The 18,707-nt window shown below is 66.3% G+C and carries 17 protein-coding genes and 1 pseudogene; 9 read left to right on the top strand and 9 right to left on the bottom strand.

Annotated elements, in window-relative coordinates; all coding sequences use genetic code 11:
• Positions 1 to 180: pseudogene (locus EJC49_RS24045) on the top strand (glutathione S-transferase); the annotation flags it as partial.
• A 4-nt stretch (positions 181 to 184) separates the two neighbouring features.
• Here the strand turns inward: EJC49_RS24045 and EJC49_RS24040 are convergent.
• Entirely contained in the window at positions 185 to 619 is a 435-nt protein-coding gene (locus EJC49_RS24040) for a L,D-transpeptidase (RefSeq protein WP_126702466.1), read from the bottom strand.
• 96 nt (positions 620 to 715) lie between these two features.
• Positions 716 to 1,987, bottom strand: a complete 1,272-nt coding sequence (locus EJC49_RS24035; RefSeq protein WP_126702465.1) for an acetylornithine deacetylase/succinyl-diaminopimelate desuccinylase family protein — start codon at positions 1,985 to 1,987, stop codon at positions 716 to 718.
• A 209-nt stretch (positions 1,988 to 2,196) separates the two neighbouring features.
• Between EJC49_RS24035 and EJC49_RS24030 the strand changes: the two genes are divergently transcribed.
• The 4 genes from EJC49_RS24030 (at position 2,197) to EJC49_RS24015 (ending at position 7,556) form a co-directional block, all read left to right on the top strand.
• On the top strand, positions 2,197 to 2,628 hold the full coding sequence (locus tag EJC49_RS24030) for a L,D-transpeptidase (protein WP_126702464.1): 432 nt from the start codon (positions 2,197 to 2,199) through the stop codon (positions 2,626 to 2,628).
• Between the two features lie 163 nt (positions 2,629 to 2,791).
• Positions 2,792 to 5,629 (top strand): molybdopterin oxidoreductase family protein, encoded by a 2,838-nt coding sequence (locus tag EJC49_RS24025; RefSeq protein WP_126702463.1) that lies wholly within the window; start codon positions 2,792 to 2,794, stop codon positions 5,627 to 5,629.
• A gap of 175 nt (positions 5,630 to 5,804) precedes the next feature.
• On the top strand, positions 5,805 to 6,569 hold the full coding sequence (locus EJC49_RS24020; RefSeq protein ID WP_126702462.1) for a 4Fe-4S dicluster domain-containing protein: 765 nt from the start codon (positions 5,805 to 5,807) through the stop codon (positions 6,567 to 6,569).
• A gap of 66 nt (positions 6,570 to 6,635) precedes the next feature.
• Positions 6,636 to 7,556, top strand: coding sequence for a dimethyl sulfoxide reductase anchor subunit family protein (locus tag EJC49_RS24015; protein ID WP_126702461.1), 921 nt, complete (start codon positions 6,636 to 6,638; stop codon positions 7,554 to 7,556).
• A gap of 34 nt (positions 7,557 to 7,590) precedes the next feature.
• Here the strand turns inward: EJC49_RS24015 and EJC49_RS24010 are convergent, their stop codons facing one another.
• From EJC49_RS24010 to EJC49_RS23990, 5 genes are all read right to left on the bottom strand, one after another.
• Positions 7,591 to 8,580: a lipid A biosynthesis lauroyl acyltransferase gene (locus tag EJC49_RS24010; RefSeq protein ID WP_126702460.1), complete on the bottom strand. Its 990-nt coding sequence runs from the start codon at positions 8,578 to 8,580 to the stop codon at positions 7,591 to 7,593.
• Positions 8,580 to 9,611, bottom strand: a complete 1,032-nt coding sequence (locus tag EJC49_RS24005) for a zinc-binding dehydrogenase (protein WP_126702459.1) — start codon at positions 9,609 to 9,611, stop codon at positions 8,580 to 8,582. The genes EJC49_RS24010 and EJC49_RS24005 overlap by 1 nt, the downstream gene beginning before the upstream one ends.
• A 34-nt stretch (positions 9,612 to 9,645) precedes the next feature.
• Positions 9,646 to 10,908: a beta-ketoacyl-ACP synthase gene (locus EJC49_RS24000; protein WP_425358845.1), complete on the bottom strand. Its 1,263-nt coding sequence runs from the start codon at positions 10,906 to 10,908 to the stop codon at positions 9,646 to 9,648.
• A 39-nt stretch (positions 10,909 to 10,947) separates the two neighbouring features.
• Entirely contained in the window at positions 10,948 to 12,126 is a 1,179-nt protein-coding gene (locus EJC49_RS23995; protein ID WP_126702457.1) for a beta-ketoacyl-ACP synthase, read from the bottom strand.
• A gap of 104 nt (positions 12,127 to 12,230) precedes the next feature.
• Positions 12,231 to 12,512 carry an acyl carrier protein gene (locus EJC49_RS23990; protein ID WP_126702456.1) on the bottom strand — a complete coding sequence of 94 codons (282 nt, stop codon included), beginning with the start codon at positions 12,510 to 12,512 and terminating at the stop codon, positions 12,231 to 12,233.
• Positions 12,513 to 12,731: 219 nt separating this feature from the next.
• On the opposite strand from EJC49_RS23990, the gene EJC49_RS23985 reads away from it, so the two are divergent.
• Together EJC49_RS23985 and EJC49_RS23980 are read left to right on the top strand one after the other, a co-directional pair.
• Entirely contained in the window at positions 12,732 to 13,628 is an 897-nt protein-coding gene (locus EJC49_RS23985) for a PfkB family carbohydrate kinase (protein WP_126702455.1), read from the top strand.
• Positions 13,625 to 14,674 (top strand): tagatose 1,6-diphosphate aldolase, encoded by a 1,050-nt coding sequence (locus EJC49_RS23980; protein ID WP_126702454.1) that lies wholly within the window; start codon positions 13,625 to 13,627, stop codon positions 14,672 to 14,674. Before EJC49_RS23985 ends, EJC49_RS23980 begins: the two co-directional genes overlap by 4 nt.
• Positions 14,675 to 14,743: 69 nt before the next feature.
• Here the strand turns inward: EJC49_RS23980 and EJC49_RS23975 are convergent, their stop codons facing one another.
• Together EJC49_RS23975 and EJC49_RS23970 are read right to left on the bottom strand one after the other, a co-directional pair.
• Positions 14,744 to 15,298 (bottom strand): histidine phosphatase family protein, encoded by a 555-nt coding sequence (locus tag EJC49_RS23975; protein ID WP_126702453.1) that lies wholly within the window; start codon positions 15,296 to 15,298, stop codon positions 14,744 to 14,746.
• Positions 15,299 to 15,385: 87 nt separating this feature from the next.
• Positions 15,386 to 15,946 carry a histidine phosphatase family protein gene (locus EJC49_RS23970; RefSeq protein ID WP_126702452.1) on the bottom strand — a complete coding sequence of 187 codons (561 nt, stop codon included), beginning with the start codon at positions 15,944 to 15,946 and terminating at the stop codon, positions 15,386 to 15,388.
• A 43-nt stretch (positions 15,947 to 15,989) separates the two neighbouring features.
• Between EJC49_RS23970 and EJC49_RS23965 the strand changes: the two genes are divergently transcribed.
• Entirely contained in the window at positions 15,990 to 17,402 is a 1,413-nt protein-coding gene (locus EJC49_RS23965) for an L-fucose/L-arabinose isomerase family protein (protein WP_126702451.1), read from the top strand.
• Positions 17,350 to 18,498 carry a Gfo/Idh/MocA family protein gene (locus EJC49_RS23960; protein WP_342635382.1) on the top strand — a complete coding sequence of 383 codons (1,149 nt, stop codon included), beginning with the start codon at positions 17,350 to 17,352 and terminating at the stop codon, positions 18,496 to 18,498. The genes EJC49_RS23965 and EJC49_RS23960 overlap by 53 nt, the downstream gene beginning before the upstream one ends.
• The last annotated feature ends 209 nt before the right edge of the window (positions 18,499 to 18,707 follow it).

Genomic DNA, 18,707 nt, shown 5'->3' with positions numbered 1-18,707 from the left:
CCGACGTTTTCGGCCGCCGACATCGCGATGAGCTTTCCGGTCGAGGCGGGGTTGACCCGCATCGCCGAAGGCCAGGACGTGTCGGTGCTGCGCGATTGGATGGTAGCCATTCGTGCCCGCCCGGCCTACCAGCGGGCCATCGAGCGGGGTGGCGACACCTACGGCTACTCGAAGACCTGAGGGATCAGGGCTCGACCACGATCATCACGTTGTCGAGGCCTTCCTTCTTCGCCATGGCAAACAGGATCGCCGCGTTGTCGGGGTGCAGCCGGACGCAGCCCGCCGAGGCCGGCTGGCCGAGCTTCTTGATGCTGGTCGTTCCGTGAACGGCATAATTGCCGTTGTAGAAGATTGAGTAAGGCATCGGAGCATTGTCGTAGATGCTCGACTTGTGGTTCTTCGACAGCCACTTGGCCTTCCAGCTTCCCACCGGCGTCACCTTGCCGCGGCGGGCCGTCGAGACGGTCCAGGTGTGCAGCGTCTGACCGTTATAGCTCACCGTCATCTGCTGCTCGGATATCTTGACGCGCGCGACGACCGTGGCCGCTTGCGCTGCCGCCGTTTCGAGCAACGCGAAACAACCAAAGGTAAGCGCGGCGGCAATCGTGTAACGTTTCATGAGGACCCCTCTTTCGCCCGGTCGATCTACTGATCAGACGACAAAGAGGTTTCGGTCCAGTCAATACCAGTTCACATCTTCGTCAGAAGCCCGCTGTCACTTCCCGCGCAACAAGGAATCGAGGCTCATCGCCATGACCTTGGCGGACTCGACCATGTCGACGATGCCGACCCATTCGTCGGGCGTGTGGGCGAGGTCGAGAATGCCGGGTCCATAGGCCACGCAGTCATGGAGGTGGCCGATTCGCGCGATGTGCTTCTGGTCGTAGGTGCCCGGCGACACGACATAGTCGGGCTCCTTTCCGAGCACCTCGCGGATGCCGGCGGCGATCGCGGCGGCCACCGGCGCGTCGCGCTCGGTCATCAGCGGCAGCACTTCCATCAAGTCCTTGACGACATAATCGAAGCGCGGGCGATCCTTCTTCAGCCGCTCCAGGATCGACATCACCTCGCCCTTCACGGTCTGGATGTTCTCTTCGAGCAGGAAGCGCCGGTCGATGACGATCCGGCAGGAATCCGGCACGTTGGGAGAGGGCAGTCCGGGGAAGAAATCCTCGGTCTGGCCGCCATGGATGGAGTTGATGTTCATGGTCGAGCGCCTCGCGCCTTCCGGCACCACCGGCGTGCGGGTCTGCTTCTGGTCGAGCGCCGGAAACAGTTCCTCTTCGAAGGCATGCAGCACGGCGCCCATGTGGCGCACCGCCGAATCGCCCAGGAACGGCATCGAGCCGTGTGCGATTGTTCCCTTCGTTTCAATCTCGGCCCACCAGACGCCACGATGGCCAAGACAGATCCGGTCCTTGTTGAGGGGTTCGGGAATGATGACGTGGTCGACGCGTGGCTTGGAGAAATAACCGAGCTTGGCAAGGTAGGCGACGCCGCCGAAGCCCCCGGACTCTTCGTCAACCGTGCCGGATACTTCGATCGCGCCGGGGTAGTCGGGATTGACCTCGAGAAACGCCTCCACCGCGATGATGGAGGCGGCTAGCCCGCCTTTCATGTCACAGGCGCCGCGCCCGTACACCCGGCCGTCCTTCACCACGCCGCCGAACGGATCCATGGTCCAGCCTTCGCCGGCCTCCACCACGTCGATGTGCGAATTGAAGTGAACAGTCGGGCCGGGCTTCCCGCCTTCACGCCGGGTGATGACGTTGGTGCGTGGGTAGCGGTCGGAGTCCCCCGGCGCGCCTTCGCCGCGGATCAGCTGCGTCTGGAAGCCAGACCGCCGCATGCGCTCGCCGATAAACTCGGCGCAGGGCGTGTAAGCGTCGCCCGGCGGGTTCACGGTCGGGAAGCGGATCAGGTCCGAGGTGAGAGTGACGAGGTCGTCGGTGCGGGCCTCGATGGCGCGGAAGAGCTGTTCATTCATGATGGGCGAATTGAGCAGTCAGGGCCGGCACAATGCAAGCGCAACGGCACAAAAAACATATGGCCCAGCGGCCGCGGGACGGTGGCGCGGCCGCGTAGACGATGGAGAACGGTTTGGTAACGCCCGATTGCGTCAGTGTAAGACTGTTCACTGACAGTCCACGGGTGGCGTCCTAGCGTCAACCATCAGCAAAAAGCGAGGTTTTCGCCATGAAGAAGTTCGTATTGATGATCTTGGCGGCTGTGGGCATGTTCGGCGTCACCGTCTCTGCAAGTTCGGCCAATGCCGTGGTCGCGAGGATTGACGTCTCGAGCCAGACGATGACGGTCTCCAAGCACGGCCGCGTGCTCTACACCTGGCCCGTATCGACCGCCCGAAAGGGCTTTGTCACACCGCGCGGCCAGTACAGGCCGACGCGCATGCACGAGATGTGGTATTCGCGCAAGTACGACATGTCGCCGATGCCCTATTCGATCTTCTTTCGCGGCGGCTACGCCATCCACGGCACAAACTATGTCAAACAGCTGGGCCGTCCCGCCTCGCATGGCTGCGTTCGCCTGCACACGGCCAACGCCGCTAGGCTCTATGCGCTGGTCAAGGAGGTCGGTCCCGGCAACGCCAGGATCGTCGTAACGAACTGATCGCTTCCTCCCGAAACGGATCAGCGGTCGAGCATGACCTCCGCGCGGCCGGCTTTTCATTGGTCCAGGCGCTGAGCCGGCGATGGCACGAACCGATTCGGCGCGGAGGTCAATTCCCATGCGACATGGTCTTGTATAAGACTCCTCCACATGAGGGCTTTGCATGACCGTTGAACCGCGCCTGGCGCTGTCCGAACCCGTTGGTGACACGGTGCGCAAGACCACCTGCTACATGTGCGCATGCCGATGCGGCATCAACGTCCACCTGAAGGACGGCAAGATTCGCTACATCGAGGGCAATCGCGACCATCCGGTCAATCGCGGCGTCCTCTGCGCCAAGGGGTCGGCCGGCATCATGCAGCACTATGCGCCGGCGCGGCTCGAGGGGCCGATGCTGCGCACCGGTCCGCGCGGCTCGGGGGAGTTCAGGCGCATCGGCTGGGACGAGGCCCTCGATATCGCCACCGGCTGGCTGGGCGAGGTGCGCCGCAGCGATCCGAAGAAGCTCGCCTTCTTCACCGGCCGCGACCAGAGCCAGGCGCTCACCAGTTTCTGGGCGCAGCAGTTCGGCACGCCCAACTATGCCGCCCATGGCGGCTTCTGCTCCGTCAACATGGCCGCCGCCGGCATCATGACCATCGGCGGCGCCTTTTGGGAATTCGGCGCGCCGGACTGGGACCGGACGAAACTCTTCGTGCTCTTCGGCGTCGCGGAGGATCATGATTCGAACCCGCTCAAGATCGGCATCTCCAAGCTGAAGAGCCGGGGGGCCCGCTTCGTTTCGGTCAACCCGGTGCGGACCGGCTATTCCTCCATCGCCGACAACTGGATCGGCGTGCGGCCCGGCACCGACGGACTGCTCATCCTGTCGCTGGTGCATGAGTTGCTGAAGGCCCGGCGCATCGACGTCGACTATCTCGTCCGCTACTCCAACGCCGCCTGGCTGGTGATCGACGCGCCCGACACCGCCGACCACGGGCTCTTCGCCCGCGACGGAGAGGGCCGGGCGCTGGTGTGGGACACGGCCACCGCCTCGCCTGTCGCCGACGGCCCCGGCGTGCGCCCCGCGCTCTCCGGCCGCTTCACGCTGAACGACGGCCGCGCTGTCGTCCCGTCCTTCCAGCTCCTCGCCGAAACCTATCTCGACGAGCGCTATGCGCCCGAGGCCGTCGTCGCGGAGACCGGCGTTGCCGCCGACACGATCCGGGGGCTGGCCAGCGAGATCGGCCGCGTCGCCTTCGACGAGGCGATCACGGTCGAGCAGCAATGGACCGACATGCGCGGCGAAACGCATACGCATTTCGTCGGCCGCCCGGTCTCCTTTCATGCGATGCGCGGCATCTCGGCCCATTCCAACGGCTTCCAGACCGCGCGCGCGCTGCACATGCTGCAGGTGCTGATCGGCGCCGTCGACTGTCCCGGCGGCTTCCGCTTCGAGCCGCCCTATCCAAAACCGATCGAGGCGCATCCGCGTCCGCACGGCAAGGCCGAGCATTTCGGCTCCTCGCAGCCGCTCGCCGGCCCGCATCTCGGCTTTCCGCGCGGCCCGGAGGATCTGCTGGTCGATGCCGAGGGCCGACCGGCGCGCATCGACAAGGCGTTCTCCTGGGATGCGCCGATCTCCGCGCACGGGCTGATGCACATGGTCATCTCCAATGCCCATGCGGGCGACCCGTACCCGATCGATGTGATGTTCCTCTACATGGCCAATATGGCCTGGAACTCGTCGATGAACACCGGCGGTGTCATCAGCATGCTGGAGGACAAGGATCCCGAAACGGGCGAGTACCGCATCCCGAAAATCATCGTCTCGGACGCCTATTCCTCGGAGATGGTCGCCTACGCCGATCTGGTCCTACCGGACACGACCTATCTCGAACGGCACGACTGCATCTCCATGCTCGACCGGCCGATCTCGGAGCCGGATGCGGTGCAGGACGCGATCCGCTGGCCGGTGCTCGAACCCGACCGCGACGTGCGCGGCTTCCAGTCGGTGCTGCTCGACCTCGGCGCGCGGCTCCGGCTGCCGGGCTTCGCCGACAGTCGTGGAACGCCGCTCTACCGCGACTATGCCGACTACATCGTCCGCCACGAGCGTCGTCCCGGCATCGGTCCGCTCGCCGGCTTTCGCGGCGTCGACGGCGATCGCGCCGGGCGAGGGGCCGCCAACCCGAACCAGCTCGATCGCTACATCGAGAACGGCTCGTTCTTCGTCCAGCATCTGCCGGCCGAAGCGTTGTTCTTCAAGCACGCCAACCGCGCCTACCAGGACTTCGCGGTGAAGATGGGCTTCTTCGACACGCCGCAGCCCGTCACCTTCCAGCTCTATCAGGAGACGCTGCAGAAGTTCCGCCTGTCGGCGCAGGGCCTACGCGAGCCGGTGGCGCCGGAGACGCACCGGGCGCGCATCATCGCCGCCTTCTCGCCGCTGCCAGCCTGGTATCGTCCGCTGGAGGAGGCGGCTATCGATCGCGACGCCTTCCCGCTGCACGCCATCACGCAGCGACCCGCAGCGATGTACCACTCTTGGGGCTCGATGAACGCCTGGTTGCGCCAGATCCACACGAGAAACCCGCTCTACGTCCCCGGCGCCGTCTGCGACGAGGCAGGCCTGGCCGATGGCGACTGGGCCTGGGTGATCTCGCCGCACGCCCGGATCAAGGTCGAGGTCGCGCGCATGGAGGCCGTCAACGGCTCGACGCTCTGGACCTGGAACGCCATCGGCAAGCGCAAGGGCGCCTGGGGCCTCAGCGCCGACGCGCCCGAGGCCCGCAAGGGCTTCCTTCTCAACCATCTCATCAACGAACTCCTACCGCCGAAGGGCGATGGACGACGCTGGTCGAATTCCGATCCGATCACCGGGCAGGCGGCCTGGTATGACCTGCGGGTGCGCATCGAAAAGGCGCAAATCGGCGAGGAGACACAGCCGCAGCTTTCTGCCGTCGCCGCGACCTCTGCGGCGCCGGGCGAGCTTCGCTACGGGCAGGAGTGGAGCAAGTGACCGTGACAACTGCGTGCGGCGGACCCCCACCCCTTACCACTCCCCACAAGGGGGAGGGGGGCGTCGACGTCTCAAAATCCCCCTCCCCCCTGTGGGGAGGGGTAAGGGGTGGGGGTATCCCACGCTCATCCTTTGGTAGAGGTCGGGGCACCCCGCCAACCCCGGGTTCCCCCACATGACCTCCCTGCCGTCGCTCCCTGCGCCGAAGAAGATCGGCCTCGTCATCGACCTCGACGTCTGCGTCGGCTGCCACGCCTGCGTGGTGAACTGCAAGGAGTGGAACACCGGCGGTTATGGCGCAGCTCTTTCCGACCAGCAGCCCTACGGTGCCGACGTTTCCGGCGCCTGGCTGAACCGCATCCACACCTTCGAGGTCGTGCCGCAAGGCGGCGAGATCGTCGGCGAAGCGGGCGACGCGCGCATCGTCCATTTCCCCAAGAGCTGCCTGCACTGCGAGGAGGCGCCCTGCGTCACCGTCTGCCCGACCGGCGCCTCCTACAAGCGCGCCGAGGACGGTATCGTTCTGGTCGACGAGGACAAGTGCATCGGCTGCGGCCTCTGCGCCTGGGCCTGTCCCTATGGCGCCCGCGAGATGGACGTGGCGGCTGGCGTCATGAAGAAGTGCACGCTGTGCATCGACCGCATCTACAACGAGACTTTCGAGGAGGTCGACCGCGTGCCGGCCTGCGTGCGTACCTGCCCGGCCAATGCCCGCCACTTCGGCGATTTCGCCGACCCGACGTCCGACGTGTCGCGCATGGTCGTGGCGCGCGGTGGCATCGACCTGATGCCGGAGCAGGGCACGCGCCCGGTCAACAAGTATCTCCCGCCGCGCCCGCGCACGGCGCTGGCCGACATGGCTTCCCTGCCGCTGGCCGAGAACACCGCGGGTGCGAAGGGCTTTTTCGCCTGGCTCGACGGCATGCTGGACAGGATCTGACGTGACCCGCAACGCCGGTTCGAACCCGCGTGCGGCGAAACCCGCTCACTTCGCCCGAGACGCCTGATGCATCCGGCCCCGTCCATTATCCTCTTCACGGTCGCCTCGGGCCTCGGCTACGGACTTGCTATCATGCTGGGCCTCGGCCTGCTCGATCCACAGGCGCTCGCCACCAAGGTCGCGCATGTCCTGTCGCTGGTGCTGATCGGGGGCGGGCTGGTCTCGTCGACGCTGCATCTGGGCAATCCCCGGCGCGCCTGGCGGGCCTTGTCGCAATGGCGGTCCAGTTGGCTGTCGCGCGAGGGCGTCATGGCGCTCGCCACCTTCGTGCCGCTCACGCTCTCCGCCACGCTCGCGCTCTTCGCCGGCCGCCACTCACTGGCGCTCGACCTCGTCGGCGCGGTCATGGCGGTCGCGACCGTCTGGTGCACCGCGATGATCTACGCCTCGCTGCGGACCATCGAAGCGTGGCACACGCCGCTGACGCCCGCCTGCTATGTTGCCTTCTCGCTTGCTGGAGGGGCGCTCCTGGCGGCGTTCTTCGCTGCGCTCGGAGGTGGTGAGCCGCGCGGGCCCGCCCTTGCCGCCCTGCTTCTGCTCGGCATCGCCTGGGCAACGAAACGCGCCTGGAAGCGCCGAGTGACCGCCCTCGTGTCCGCCACCACGCCCGAGACCGCGACAGGTCTCGGGTCGATTGGCAAGGTGCGGCTGCTTGAGCGGCCGCATATGACCGAGAATTATCTGACCCACGAGATGGGCTTCCGCGTCGCGCGCAAGCACGCCGCAAAGCTCTGGTTGATCGCTGTCGGATTCGGCGCCCTTCTCCCGGGCACGGCCCTCGTCGTCCTATTGACGGGACAGGGGGACGCTCTCGTTATCACGGCCGCTGCGCTTGCGTGCCTGGGCTTCGTCCTTGGTCTGCTCGTCGAACGCTGGCTCTTCTTCGCAGAAGCACGTCATACTGTCATGAACTACTATGGCGGATAGTCCGCCGAGGGGAAGACAGCGTGCCACAACGACGCTACCCAATCGCTGCCGGCTGCTTCCTATTCCGGTGGCGATACTTGCCCCGCCTCTCCCAACGGCGGTGGAACCACATCCACTGGCCGGGCTCCTCTCGGATCCAGCCCTCGATGACATCGTTGAGAAGCTGAGCTGTCGCCTTAACGTCGACGGTCCCGTTCGCCGTCCGCGGCAGGTCCAGTTTCTCTTGCAGCTCAAGCCGGAACCGGTTGCCGGGCAGCCGTACGCAGCGCGCCGGATGGACCGGGCAGTCATAGTGACGGGCGAGCTTGGCCAACAGCGGGTTGGTCTGGCAGGGACGGCCGAAGAAGGTCGTTTCGATGCCGCCAGCAAACTTCTGGTCGACCAGCACGCCGATGTTGCCGCCATTGTCCAGGATACGCGCCAGGGTAAACGCCGATCCCCGCCCGGACGCCACGAGATCCCCCATACTTTCGCTGCGCTTCTCCATCAGTTCGGCCGCTAGGAACGGATTGTTCGGCGCCCGAAACAGGGCGCTCATCTCCAGGCCGTAGGCTGCCGCCACCGTCGGCAGGATCTCGAAGTTCCCCAGATGCCCGGTGAAGAAGATGTGCGGCCCCTTCTCCTCTCGCAGGCGCAGGAAGAGGTCCTCGCCGACGATCTCGATATTGGCCGGCAACCCCGTTGCGGGATCGGTGCGCGTTAGTTGCGCCATGTAGACATACTCGCCAACCAGCCGCGACATGTTACTCCACATGTCGAGCGCAATGGCTTTGATCTCGGTCTCGTCCTTCTCCGGATATGCAGCGCGCAGATTGGCCAGCGCAGCGCGATGGCGTCCCATCAACGGACCGATCCGCCGCGCCGTTCGGTCGAGGAAGTTGAGTGACCATGTCGCCGGCAGCAGGCGAAGGATCCGCAGCACCGTCAAAGCAAGTTGCGCGATGATCCAGTAGTTTGCATGCCGCAGCCATCGCAGCGCGCGCGCGACGACGGGTTTGAACGTCCTGGCGGGCCAGGATGGCATCAGGAAGAGACGCGAAGCACGATCTTGCCGAAGATCGAGCGTGCCTCCATGCGTTCGAGCGCGGTGCCGATGCCGTCGAAACCGATCTCGGTATCGATCACCGGATGAACGATACCGCGGGCCATTTTCTGCATCGCGTCGGTCATATTCTCCATGCGGCAGCCAAAGGAACCAAAGATCTTCAGCTGCTGCTGGAACAGCTGCATCAGGTTCATCGAGGTCGACACACCAGAGGTGGAGCCGCACGTCACCAGCCGCCCGCCGCGCTTAAGGCACAGCATCGAGCCCGCCCAGGTGTCAGCGCCGACATGTTCGAAGACCACGTCAACGCCCTTCTTTTTCGTCAACTTGCGCACCACGCCCTCGAAGCGGTCCGACCGGTAGTTGATCACGTGGTCGGCGCCGAGCGCCTTGGCCTTGTCGATCTTGTCGTCTGAGCCGACCGTGGTGATCACCGTGCAGCCCATCCGTTTGGCGAGCTGGATGGCCGCCGTGCCGATGCCCGAACCGCCAGCATGGATCAGAATGGTTTCGCCGGGCTCGAGCTTCGCGTTGTCGAACAGCATGTGTTCCACCGTGCCGAAGGTCACGGGGGCGAGCGCTGCCCCGATATCGTCGACGCCGGGCGGCGCCGGCACCAGCAGGCGCGCGGGCAGGTTCATTCGTTCCTGCGCGAAGCCGTCGAGGTGGAAGCCGTAAACGCCCGACACATTCTCGCAAAGATTGTCACGTTTGGCGCGGCAGTGACGGCAAAGCCCGCAGGTGCGCGCGCCGTAGATTGACACAAGTTGGCCTGGCAGCAGTCCGGGCACGCCTGGCCCCACGGCGTCGATGACGCCGGACGCCTCGGCACCCACCGTCAGCGGCATCTTGCGCTTGGCGAAAGCCATGCCGCGCCAGCCCCATACGTCGATGTGGTTCAGCGCCACGACGCGGATCGCAACGGTCACCTCGCCCAGCCCAGGTGGCGGCGGTGGCGGCAGATCGACGGTCTTGAGGCGGCGCTCTTCGACCAATTGCAATGCGCGCATGAGAATGGCGAACCCTGTTGGAAGGCTGGACCGATTAGACCGGTTCGCGGGTCATGACAAGGCAGGCATTCTGGCCGCCGAAGCCGAATGAGTTCGACAACACGCTCGACACGGCATGATCGCGCTTGACGTTCGGCACCACGTCCAGGTCGATCCCCGGGTCCGGATTGTCATAGTTGATCGTCGGCGGGATGACGCCTTCGCGCATGGTCATGAGCGAAATCGCCGCTTCGATCGCGCCGGCCGCCGAAAGCGTATGGCCGATCATCGACTTGTTCGACGACACCGGAATGGAGCGGATGCGCTCGCCAAACACCGTCGACAGCGACAGATGCTCCATCTTGTCGTTTTCCGGCGTCGAGGTGCCGTGAGCGTTTACGTAGTCGATCTCGTCCTCGGCCATGCCTGCGTCGGCAAGTGCGGCGCGAACCGCCGCGATCGCAGGGGAGCCATCCGGCTTGGAGCGGGTCCGGTGGAAATCGTCGGCCTTCTCGCCACAGCCGCGCATGACGCCGAGGATAGTCGCACCGCGCGCGGTTGCCGCTTCCAGCGATTCCAGCACCAGTGCTGCGGAGCCTTCAGCGAGCACGAATCCGTCCCGGTCCTTCGAAAAGGGCTTCGACGCCTTGTGCGGTGGATCGTTCTGGGTCGACAGAGCCGAAAGCAGAGCGAAACGGATCAGCGCCTCGGCCGTGGCCGAGCCATCCGCGCCGACCGACAGGGCCCGGTCACACTCGCCTCGGCGGATCGCCTCCACGCCGAGCTGGATCGCCGTCGCCCCTGAGGCACAAGCCGTGGACGTGGTGATCGGCAGCCCGCTGGTTCCGAAGGTGTCGGCCAGCCTGTCGACCACCGCGCCGAACTGGGTGTCGTCCTCGAACTCGTCGCTGGCAGTTGCATGGGCAGCGGCAAGGAGGCGCGCGTAGCCATGGCTGTCGGAATCGCCGCGTTTGTAGAGTTCCAGTCGCTGATTCCAGCCGAGTTCAACTGGTGGTGCCGCGAGAAAGAGCGGCCCCCCAAAATTGCCGCCAATACCGGCCTGTCCTGTCGCCTCGCGGCCAGCGAGTTCCGCCATCTCATGTGTCAGCGCGCTGGCGCTGCGGCCGCTCGACCCCAGGAAGTCGACCATGCCCGAAATTCGGGTGTTCAAGTGGTCGGTCGGAAAACGCGTAATCGGGTGGATGCCCGACTTGCCCGCCGTCAGCGCGGCCCAGTTCTCGTCCTTTCCCACACCGAGCGAGGTGACGATGCCGATGCCGGTCACCACGACGACCGGCCGTCCGAAACTGTCTGTCATCTTACGCATGACAATCTCCCTCTCGGTTCCGCCTCGGGTTCAAGCAGCCGATACGAGGGCGGCGCCCTCGAACCGGCGCGAACCTATGGTGGTGACCAGAACACCATCCGTCACCTGTACCGGCGTGTCGAATGTTTCGTCGAACGGCGCCAGCGCAGCGCCATGGCGGACCGCAATCGCCGCCAGCGCCATAGCAAACGGAAACTGCGCTTCCTTCAGGTGTCCGGTCAGCGTGGCGAACCCGCGCACAGCGTCGAGGCCGCGGCTTTCGAGTGCAGACTTTTCCGCCTCAGTGGCGCGGTGTGCGCCCGACGCACCTGAAATCACCGGCACACCTCGCCCGCCAACGGTATCAATCATCGCCCCTATCGCGACCGTGAGATCCTCGCGGCTACGGCGGGCGCGGCCGGAGGCCACCTTGCCCACCGCTGCATAACCTTTCCGGTCGCGGGCAGCCGCGTGGGCGCGGGATTCGATGACCAGAAACGCCGCGCCGGAGCCGCTGACGAGGCCGCCGCCCTGCATCCCTGCCCGCGACCAGATCGGCGCCCATGCGTCCCTGTGTAGCGCGCCTCCGACCTCGAAGCCGAGCAGGTGGTCGGGGTGCTCCGTGTTGAAGGCGGCGCCGACGAGCAAATGGCTCGACTGGCCGGCATGAATTCGCGCCACTGCCGTTGCGATCGCCGAGACGCCGGCCCCTTCTTCGCCCATGAAGGTTCGCGAAGAGCCGGTAACCTTGTGGACGATCGAGATGTTCCCCGCGAGCAGGTTGGATAGCTGGGCCAGGAACAATGTCGGTCGCAGTTCGGTCGTCAGCTTCTCGTTGATCAAGACGTCGCGGTCGTTTCGCTTGAGCGAGTATTCGAGAATGGCGCCGTCGACTGCCACGTCGCGTTCGCCTCCGCCGGCCGCCACGATCATGTCCATGGTCGCTGACAGGTCATCATGGCCTTTCAGGCCGGCGTCGTCCAGCGCCAAGCCTGCCGCATAGGTGCCCAGCCGCTGCCAGGCCTCCATCTGGCGCAGGTCGCCGCGCTTGGCGATCTGGCTGCTCCAGTCGATCTCGGGCAGGGGATGGACGGTGTAAGGTGCAAAGCGTTCGACATCCAGCACCGGCCGGGGATGCTGCGCCGTCAGGGCGGAGAGATGCGCATCGGGGCCTTCGCCGAGCGAAGAGACGATGCCGATGCCGGTGATGATTGCGTCGTGCTGGTTCATGCGCCGATCATGTGACGGCGCGGCTCGCGTGCGTCAAGCCCGACGAGCGCCGACCGTGAAGACGCGGCGAAACTCCTGCTTCGCCAGCTGGCTGCGGACGGATGTCAGGCGGATTTGGCTGCCACCAGCGCGTCGATCTTGGCGCAGAGGTTCTTCATGACGAAGTACTCCTCGGTCGAGGCCTTGCCGTCATTGACCTCCTGCGTCCACTTCTCGAGCGGTATCTTGATGCCGAACTCCTTGTCGATCGCGAAGACGATGTCGAGGAAGTCGAGGCTGTCGATGCCGAGATCGTCGATGGTATGGCTTTCGGGTGTGATGGTGTCGCGGTCCATCTCGCTCGTGTCGGCGATGATGTCGGCCACCTTTTCGAATGTCGTGGACACGGTGTGCGTACCTCAAGCGTGGGGGATGATCTGTCGCGCGTCTCTAGTCCGTTTTTTCCCGATGTCAAAGACCCAATCGAGTTGCACGGCCTCCAAACCGCTCTTCCCGGCGGCCGCCGGTCCCTCATCTCAAAATGGAGCAGTCTTGTAACTTATATAAGACCCGGTATTCTGGTCCAGTCTGCCGCAAAGCGGACCCATGATCCATCGGCTGGCGACATGACCACCATCCTGACCGTCGGGGTTGCCGTAATCGACATCGTGATGTCGGTCGAGGCGTTGCCCCGCATGCCCGAGAAGTACCGTGCCCGCGATGCCGCGATCGTCGGCGGCGGCTGCGCAGCCAATGCCGCGGCCGCAGTGGCCCGCCTCGGCGGCCAGTCGCTGCTCGCAGCGCGGATCGGGCCGGACCAGATCGGCGACATGATCGTGGCCGGCCTTGCAGACGAGGGCGTGGATTGTACACTTGTGCGCCGCGTCGCCGGCGGGCGATCGTCCTTCTCGTCGATCTATGTCGATGCCGCCGGCGAACGACAGATCGTCAACTTCCGTGACGTGGCATTGAGCTTCGATGCCACCTGGCTCGCCGAGGCGCTGCCCGATGGCGTCGATGCGGTTCTGGCCGACTCACGTTGGCCGCAAGGCGCGGCGGTCGCCATGAAGGCCGCGCGCGATCGCGCCATTCCCGGCATCCTCGACGCCGAGGCACCGGTGCGCGAGGCCGGCGAGGCGCTGCGGCATGCCTCCCATGTCGCATTCTCTGCACAGGGCTTGCGTGACCTCACCGGTTTGAACGACCTGGACGCCGCGCTCGACCTCGCCCGGCAGGAGACCGGCGCCTGGGTCTGCGTCACGGATGGGCCGGCCGGCATCAACTTCTTCGAGAACGGCCGGCGCGCCCACGAGCCCGCTTTCGAGGTCGACGTGATCGATACGCTCGGCGCCGGCGACGTCTGGCACGGGGCCTTCGCTCTCGCGCTCGGCGAGGGGCAAGGCGCGCGCGCGGCCATTCGCTTCGCCAGTGCCGTCGCCGCCCTCAAATGCACCCGCTTCGGCGGCCGGACGGGGACGCCGACCCGCGCCGAGGCCGAAGCTTTCCTGAGGAGCAAGACATGATCGAACTTTCGCCCGGCAAGCTCTGGGGGATGCGCCGCATGGCGGATTCCGCCGGTCGCTTCAAGATGACGGCCGTCGATCAGCGCCCGCCGATCAAGAACCCGATTGCACGCCACTACGGTCTCAAGGATGCCCCCTGGGAGGACGTCGCCGGTTTCAAGGCGCTGCTGATCGAGACTCTGCAGGACGAATCCACGGCCATGCTGCTCGACCCGCATTATGCGGTCCCGCGCGGCATCGGCCTGCTGTCGCCGCAGAAGGGGCTGATCGTCACGCTCGAGGATTCGCTGTTTGTGGAAACGCCCGAAGGCCGGCTGTCGTCGGAAATCGATGACTGGTCGGTGGAGAAGATCCGCCGCATGGGCGCGGATGCGGTGAAGGTACTCGCCTGGTACCGGCCGGATGCCGGCGAGAAGGTGAATCAACATCAGAAGGATTTCGTTCGGCGCATCGGCGAGGCCTGCCAACGCTTTGACATTCCTTTCCTCTTCGAGCTCCTCGTCTACCCGCTGGAGAAGGACGCGCACCAGACGAGCGATTATGTCGAGATGCGCGGCAAGAAGGCCGATGACGTGCTGGCCTCCGTCGAGGAGTTTGCCAAGCCCGACTATGGGGTCGACGTGTTCAAGCTGGAAAGCCCCGTGAATGCCAGCGACGCGCCGGGCGTGGGCGGCGAAGGCTGGGAGGCGGTCCAGTCGGTCTTCGACGAGATGGGACGCCTTGCCGGTCGGCCATGGGTGATGCTCTCTGCGGGGGCCGGCAAGGCCGATTTCCGCAACATCCTGACCCATGCCTACCGGGCCGGGGCGTCCGGCTATCTGGCGGGTCGCGCCATCTGGCTCGAAGCCTTCGGCCAGTTCCCCGACTGGCCGGCGATGAGGACCGGGCTGGAAGGCGGGGCGGTCGGATACATGCGCGACCTGAACACACTCACCGATGCCGACGCAGCGCCCTGGTTCAGCCACCCGGCCTACGGACCGGAAGGCGCCCGCTTCAGGCCGGCCGACGCATCCTTCCGGCACGTCTATGGCGGCATGGGACTCTAGATGTCGTTGAAGATCGGGTCCGCTCCGCAAATGGCTGGCGTTCGATGGCCGCGCCACGGCGCGCCCTGGTCAGTTGAAGATGATGCGTGCCTGCACGGCCAGCAGATCCTCACCGGGACGGACGACCAGCGCCTCGCCTTCGCGGGCGCTCCGGCCCGTCAGTGCCTCGATGGTGGGAAGGTCCGTCACCATCACGATGTTGTCGGAACCACGGTAGTTGCGCACGAGGTCGAGTACGGCGATCCGCGATTCGGCATCGTACTCGGCATCTCCGAGCGGCGGATCGAGAGGCGCGAACTCCTCCAGCGGAATTCGCTGGAAGGCGAGTTGCGCGGTATCCAGCGCGCGGCAGAGACGGCTCGCATAGACCCTTTGCACTGGCGCGCCGCGGGCGGCAAAGAGCGCTCCGATCCGGCGCGCCTGTTGCCGGCCACGATCCGACAGGTTGCGCTGCGTGGAACAGTCCTCGAAGTCGAAGGCTTCGGCGTCGGTGGTGCCGAGCGTGTAGGCGTGCCGCATCAGGACGACCTGCCCCCCCTCGCGAAGGAGCGCCCAACCGGCTTCGGTGGCCTGGGCCGGCAGCGCGAGCAGCATCAGCGCTGCGGCAATGAAGATACGGATCATGAAGCCTCCGGTTGGAATCTCTGGATACAGGCAAAGCGCGCCGGACGCAAAGCGGTCACGACAGGCGCGGCCGGAGCCGCGCCTCGCCTAGTCGAAGCGGATGCGCCCGACGACGACGATCTCGTCGCCGGACGGCTCCACCACGATCGCCTCGCCCTGTGCCGGCACGATGCCGGTCAGCGCCGTGATGTTGACCTGGTGCGTCACCATCACCAGCACGCCGTCGCCTTCGAACCCGGCGATCCGCGCCTTCGTCGCCGCTGTCTGCCCCGGCTCGGCCGACCGGTCGCGGAAGAAGGAGTCGAGCGGTTCGAAGGGCTCGACCCGCTCGGCGCCGAACGCAAGCCGCGCCGTGTCCAGCGAGCGGCACCAGCGACCGGACAGCACCGCCTCCACCGTCACGCCCCAGGCGGCGAAGCGTTCGCCAATCCGCCTTGCCTGCGCGCGTCCCGCTTCGGAGAGGTTGCGCTGGGTGGCGCAATCGTTGACGTCGAAATGGGCCGGATCGCCGGTTCCGGGCGCCGTCGCGTGCCTGATCAGCACCGTGCGTCCGCCCTCCGCCAGAAGCGCGCGGTCGGTTTCGTCGGCGCTCGCCGGAGCCGCCATCACGAGCCCCATCCCCACAACCACCCACAACCACCGGACCATCGTCGCCTCCACGCCTCGATGCTGAACCACTTAGGGGATCGCCATGCCGGTTAAAGGAAGCGCGACCATCGGGCGCGTCGGGCTCTTGCCGCTCGGGCGGCCGACCTTCGACGTTCCGTATGCCGAAGAGAAGCTGGCTGCGATGCTCGCCGCGCTCGACCGAACCGGCATCGAGACGGCAGGGTCGCGCTCGCTTCTGTTCGACGCCGACGCCACGCGCGCCGCGATCGGCGCATTGAAGGGCGCCGGCATCGACCGGCTGCTGGTCTTGCAGGTCACCTTTACCGATGCAGGCATGGTGGCGGAGGCGGCGAACGCCTTCGACCGGCCGCTGGCGATCTGGTCGGTGCCCGAACCGCGCACCGGCGGCCGACTGCGGCTGAACGCCTTTTGCGGGCTGAACCTCGCCGCCCATGCGCTGGGGCTCTCGGGCCGCGACTTCGGACACCTCCATGCTGCACCGGACGCGCCCGGCATCGAGGCGACGCTGGCCGAACTCCTTTCCGGCCAACGCCAGGCCATGCCCGTCGAAGCCCGCGCCGCGATCGGCGACGATGCGGACGGGATCGCCGCGGCGGAGGCCATTCGCGGTGCCCGTATCGCCCGGATCGGAAAGCACCCCGACGGATTCCCCACCTGCGCGTACGACAAGGCAAGCATCGCGGCGCTGGCCGGCGCCACGGTGGACGAACTCGACCTTGCCGAACTGTTCGACCGCGCCGGCGCCGTCTCCGCCGAAGCGCTGCGGGAGACCCGCGCGGCCGCCGACGCCGCGCTGGCCGGGCTCGACGACGTCGACCAGGCGCAACTCGACCGGTCGCTCAGGCTGAAGCCCGCCATCGCCGCGTTGCGCGCCGAAGGCAAATACGACGCCTTTGCCATCCGCTGCTGGCCCGAGACCTTCACCGAGTACGGCGGCGCGGTCTGCGGGCCGGTCTCGATGATGGGCGAGGCGCGTGTGCCCTGCGCCTGCGAGGCCGACGTGTACGGTGCGCTGACGACGCTGCTGCTGCAGAAGGTGGCGGATGCGCCGGCCTTCCTGACCGATCTCGTCGACCTCGACGCCGACGACGACACCGGCGTGGTGTGGCACTGTGGCCAGGCGCCGATCTCGATGGCCGATCCGGACGCCGTGGCGCGGGCGACCATCCATACCAACCGCAAGATGCCGCTGCTGTTCGAGTTTCCGCTGAAGCCCGGCCGCGTCACCTTTTTTCGCATCCGCCAGGCGCGCGGCCGGCCGACCGCCGTCATCGGCGGCGGCGAGGTGCTGAAGCGGCCGATGGCCTTCACCGGAACCTCGGGCGTCGTCCGCTTCGACACGCCCGCGAAAATCCTGCTCGACCGCATCATGGGCGCGGCGCTCGAGCATCACATGGCGCTCGCCTATGGAGACCACCGGAATGCTCTCGACGCCGCGGCCCGATCGCTCGGCCTTCCCGTCCTCGACCTCTGACGTGCGGCCGATGACCATCCGCTACGGCATCATCGGTTCGGGCATGATGGGGCGCGAACACATGCGCAACATCGGTCTCCTGGAGGGAACCGAGATCACCGCCGTATCCGACCCGCATGCCGAAAGCCGCGAACAGGCGGCCGGACCCGATGGCGGACGCTGCCGCGCCTTCGCCGACCATCGCGAATTGCTGGCCGCCGGGCTCTGCGACGCGCTTGTGATCGCCAGCCCCAACGACACCCATGCCGACATCCTGCGCGACGTGCTGGCGACCAAACTTCCGGTTCTGGTCGAAAAGCCGCTCTGCGCCACCGTCGAGGATTGCCGTGCGGTTCTGAAGCTCGCCGAGGGCAGGGCGGCGCCGGTGTGGGTGGCGATGGAATATCGCTACATGCCGCCGGTGGAACGCCTGCGGGCCGAACTCGCGGGCGGCACCGCCGGCCGGCTGCGGATGATCTCGATCCGCGAGCACCGCTTTCCCTTCCTCGCCAAGGTCGGTGACTGGAACCGGTTCTCTGCCCGTACCGGGGGCACGCTGGTGGAGAAATGCTGCCATTTCTTCGACCTGATGCGGCTCCTGTCCGGCGCGGAGGCGGTGCGGGTCTACGCCTCGGGGGCGATGGACGTGAACTTCGTCGACGAGCGCTATGACGGCCGCATGCCCGACATCCTCGACAACGCCTTCGTGGTGGTGGATTTCGACAACGGCGTGCGCGCCATGCTGGACCTGTGCATGTTTGCCGAGGGCTCCTGGTGGCAGGAGCAGGTGGCCGTGACGGGCGACAAGGCCCGTATCGAGGCCTTCGTGCCGGGACCGGCGCGGTTTTCGCCCGACGGTCGCGAGCGGATGTCGGAGGTTGTGATCTCGTCCCGCGCCACCAAGCAGCCGGTCCGCGAGGAAATCCACGTCGACGAGACGATTCTGGCGGCCGGCGACCATCATGGCTCGACCTTCTTCCAGCACCGGAAATTCCTCGACCTCGTCCGCCACGGCGGCACGCCCGAAGTCTCTCTCGAGGACGGGCTGAAATCCGTGTTGATCGGCGCGGCAGCCGAGGAAAGCGCGCGGACGGGCCGGGCGGTGGAACTGGGCTGAGAGCCGGGAGGGAGCCGCGGCGGCCCGGAGACGGGCAGGCAAGCCGAAAAAGATCGTCATCTGCCTCGCGCTCGCTCGCGTTGAAGGGAGGAAGAAATGCCACAACTCCCGCCCGTCATGGTGGGGGCGGATCCCATGGCATGCGAACATCCACCCACGCCTTTCCGTGACCGCGCCCTGTTCGGGCCGGATCATGACAGGCAAGTGGG

This window comes from Aquibium carbonis (genome assembly GCF_003970795.1).
Lineage (GTDB): Bacteria > Pseudomonadota > Alphaproteobacteria > Rhizobiales > Rhizobiaceae > Aquibium > Aquibium carbonis.
Note: the sequence above shows the minus strand (reverse complement) of the source record. Positions and strands in the feature narration are given on the sequence as shown.

Bases quoted from the DNA above. Each gene is read 5' to 3' on its own strand.
- EJC49_RS24040 (WP_126702466.1), bottom strand. From the start codon at position 619: ATGAAACGTTACACGATTGCCGCCGCGCTTACCTTTGGTTGTTTCGCG.
- EJC49_RS24035 (WP_126702465.1), bottom strand. From the start codon at position 1,987: ATGAATGAACAGCTCTTCCGCGCCATCGAGGCCCGCACCGACGACCTC.
- EJC49_RS24030 (WP_126702464.1), top strand. From the start codon at position 2,197: ATGAAGAAGTTCGTATTGATGATCTTGGCGGCTGTGGGCATGTTCGGC.
- EJC49_RS24025 (WP_126702463.1), top strand. From the start codon at position 2,792: ATGACCGTTGAACCGCGCCTGGCGCTGTCCGAACCCGTTGGTGACACG.
- EJC49_RS24020 (WP_126702462.1), top strand. From the start codon at position 5,805: ATGACCTCCCTGCCGTCGCTCCCTGCGCCGAAGAAGATCGGCCTCGTC.
- EJC49_RS24015 (WP_126702461.1), top strand. From the start codon at position 6,636: ATGCATCCGGCCCCGTCCATTATCCTCTTCACGGTCGCCTCGGGCCTC.
- EJC49_RS24010 (WP_126702460.1), bottom strand. From the start codon at position 8,580: ATGCCATCCTGGCCCGCCAGGACGTTCAAACCCGTCGTCGCGCGCGCG.
- EJC49_RS24005 (WP_126702459.1), bottom strand. From the start codon at position 9,611: ATGCGCGCATTGCAATTGGTCGAAGAGCGCCGCCTCAAGACCGTCGAT.
- EJC49_RS24000 (WP_425358845.1), bottom strand. From the start codon at position 10,908: ATGACAGACAGTTTCGGACGGCCGGTCGTCGTGGTGACCGGCATCGGC.
- EJC49_RS23995 (WP_126702457.1), bottom strand. From the start codon at position 12,126: ATGAACCAGCACGACGCAATCATCACCGGCATCGGCATCGTCTCTTCG.
- EJC49_RS23985 (WP_126702455.1), top strand. From the start codon at position 12,732: ATGACCACCATCCTGACCGTCGGGGTTGCCGTAATCGACATCGTGATG.
- EJC49_RS23980 (WP_126702454.1), top strand. From the start codon at position 13,625: ATGATCGAACTTTCGCCCGGCAAGCTCTGGGGGATGCGCCGCATGGCG.
- EJC49_RS23975 (WP_126702453.1), bottom strand. From the start codon at position 15,298: ATGATCCGTATCTTCATTGCCGCAGCGCTGATGCTGCTCGCGCTGCCG.
- EJC49_RS23970 (WP_126702452.1), bottom strand. From the start codon at position 15,946: ATGGTCCGGTGGTTGTGGGTGGTTGTGGGGATGGGGCTCGTGATGGCG.
- EJC49_RS23965 (WP_126702451.1), top strand. From the start codon at position 15,990: ATGCCGGTTAAAGGAAGCGCGACCATCGGGCGCGTCGGGCTCTTGCCG.
- EJC49_RS23960 (WP_342635382.1), top strand. From the start codon at position 17,350: ATGCTCTCGACGCCGCGGCCCGATCGCTCGGCCTTCCCGTCCTCGACC.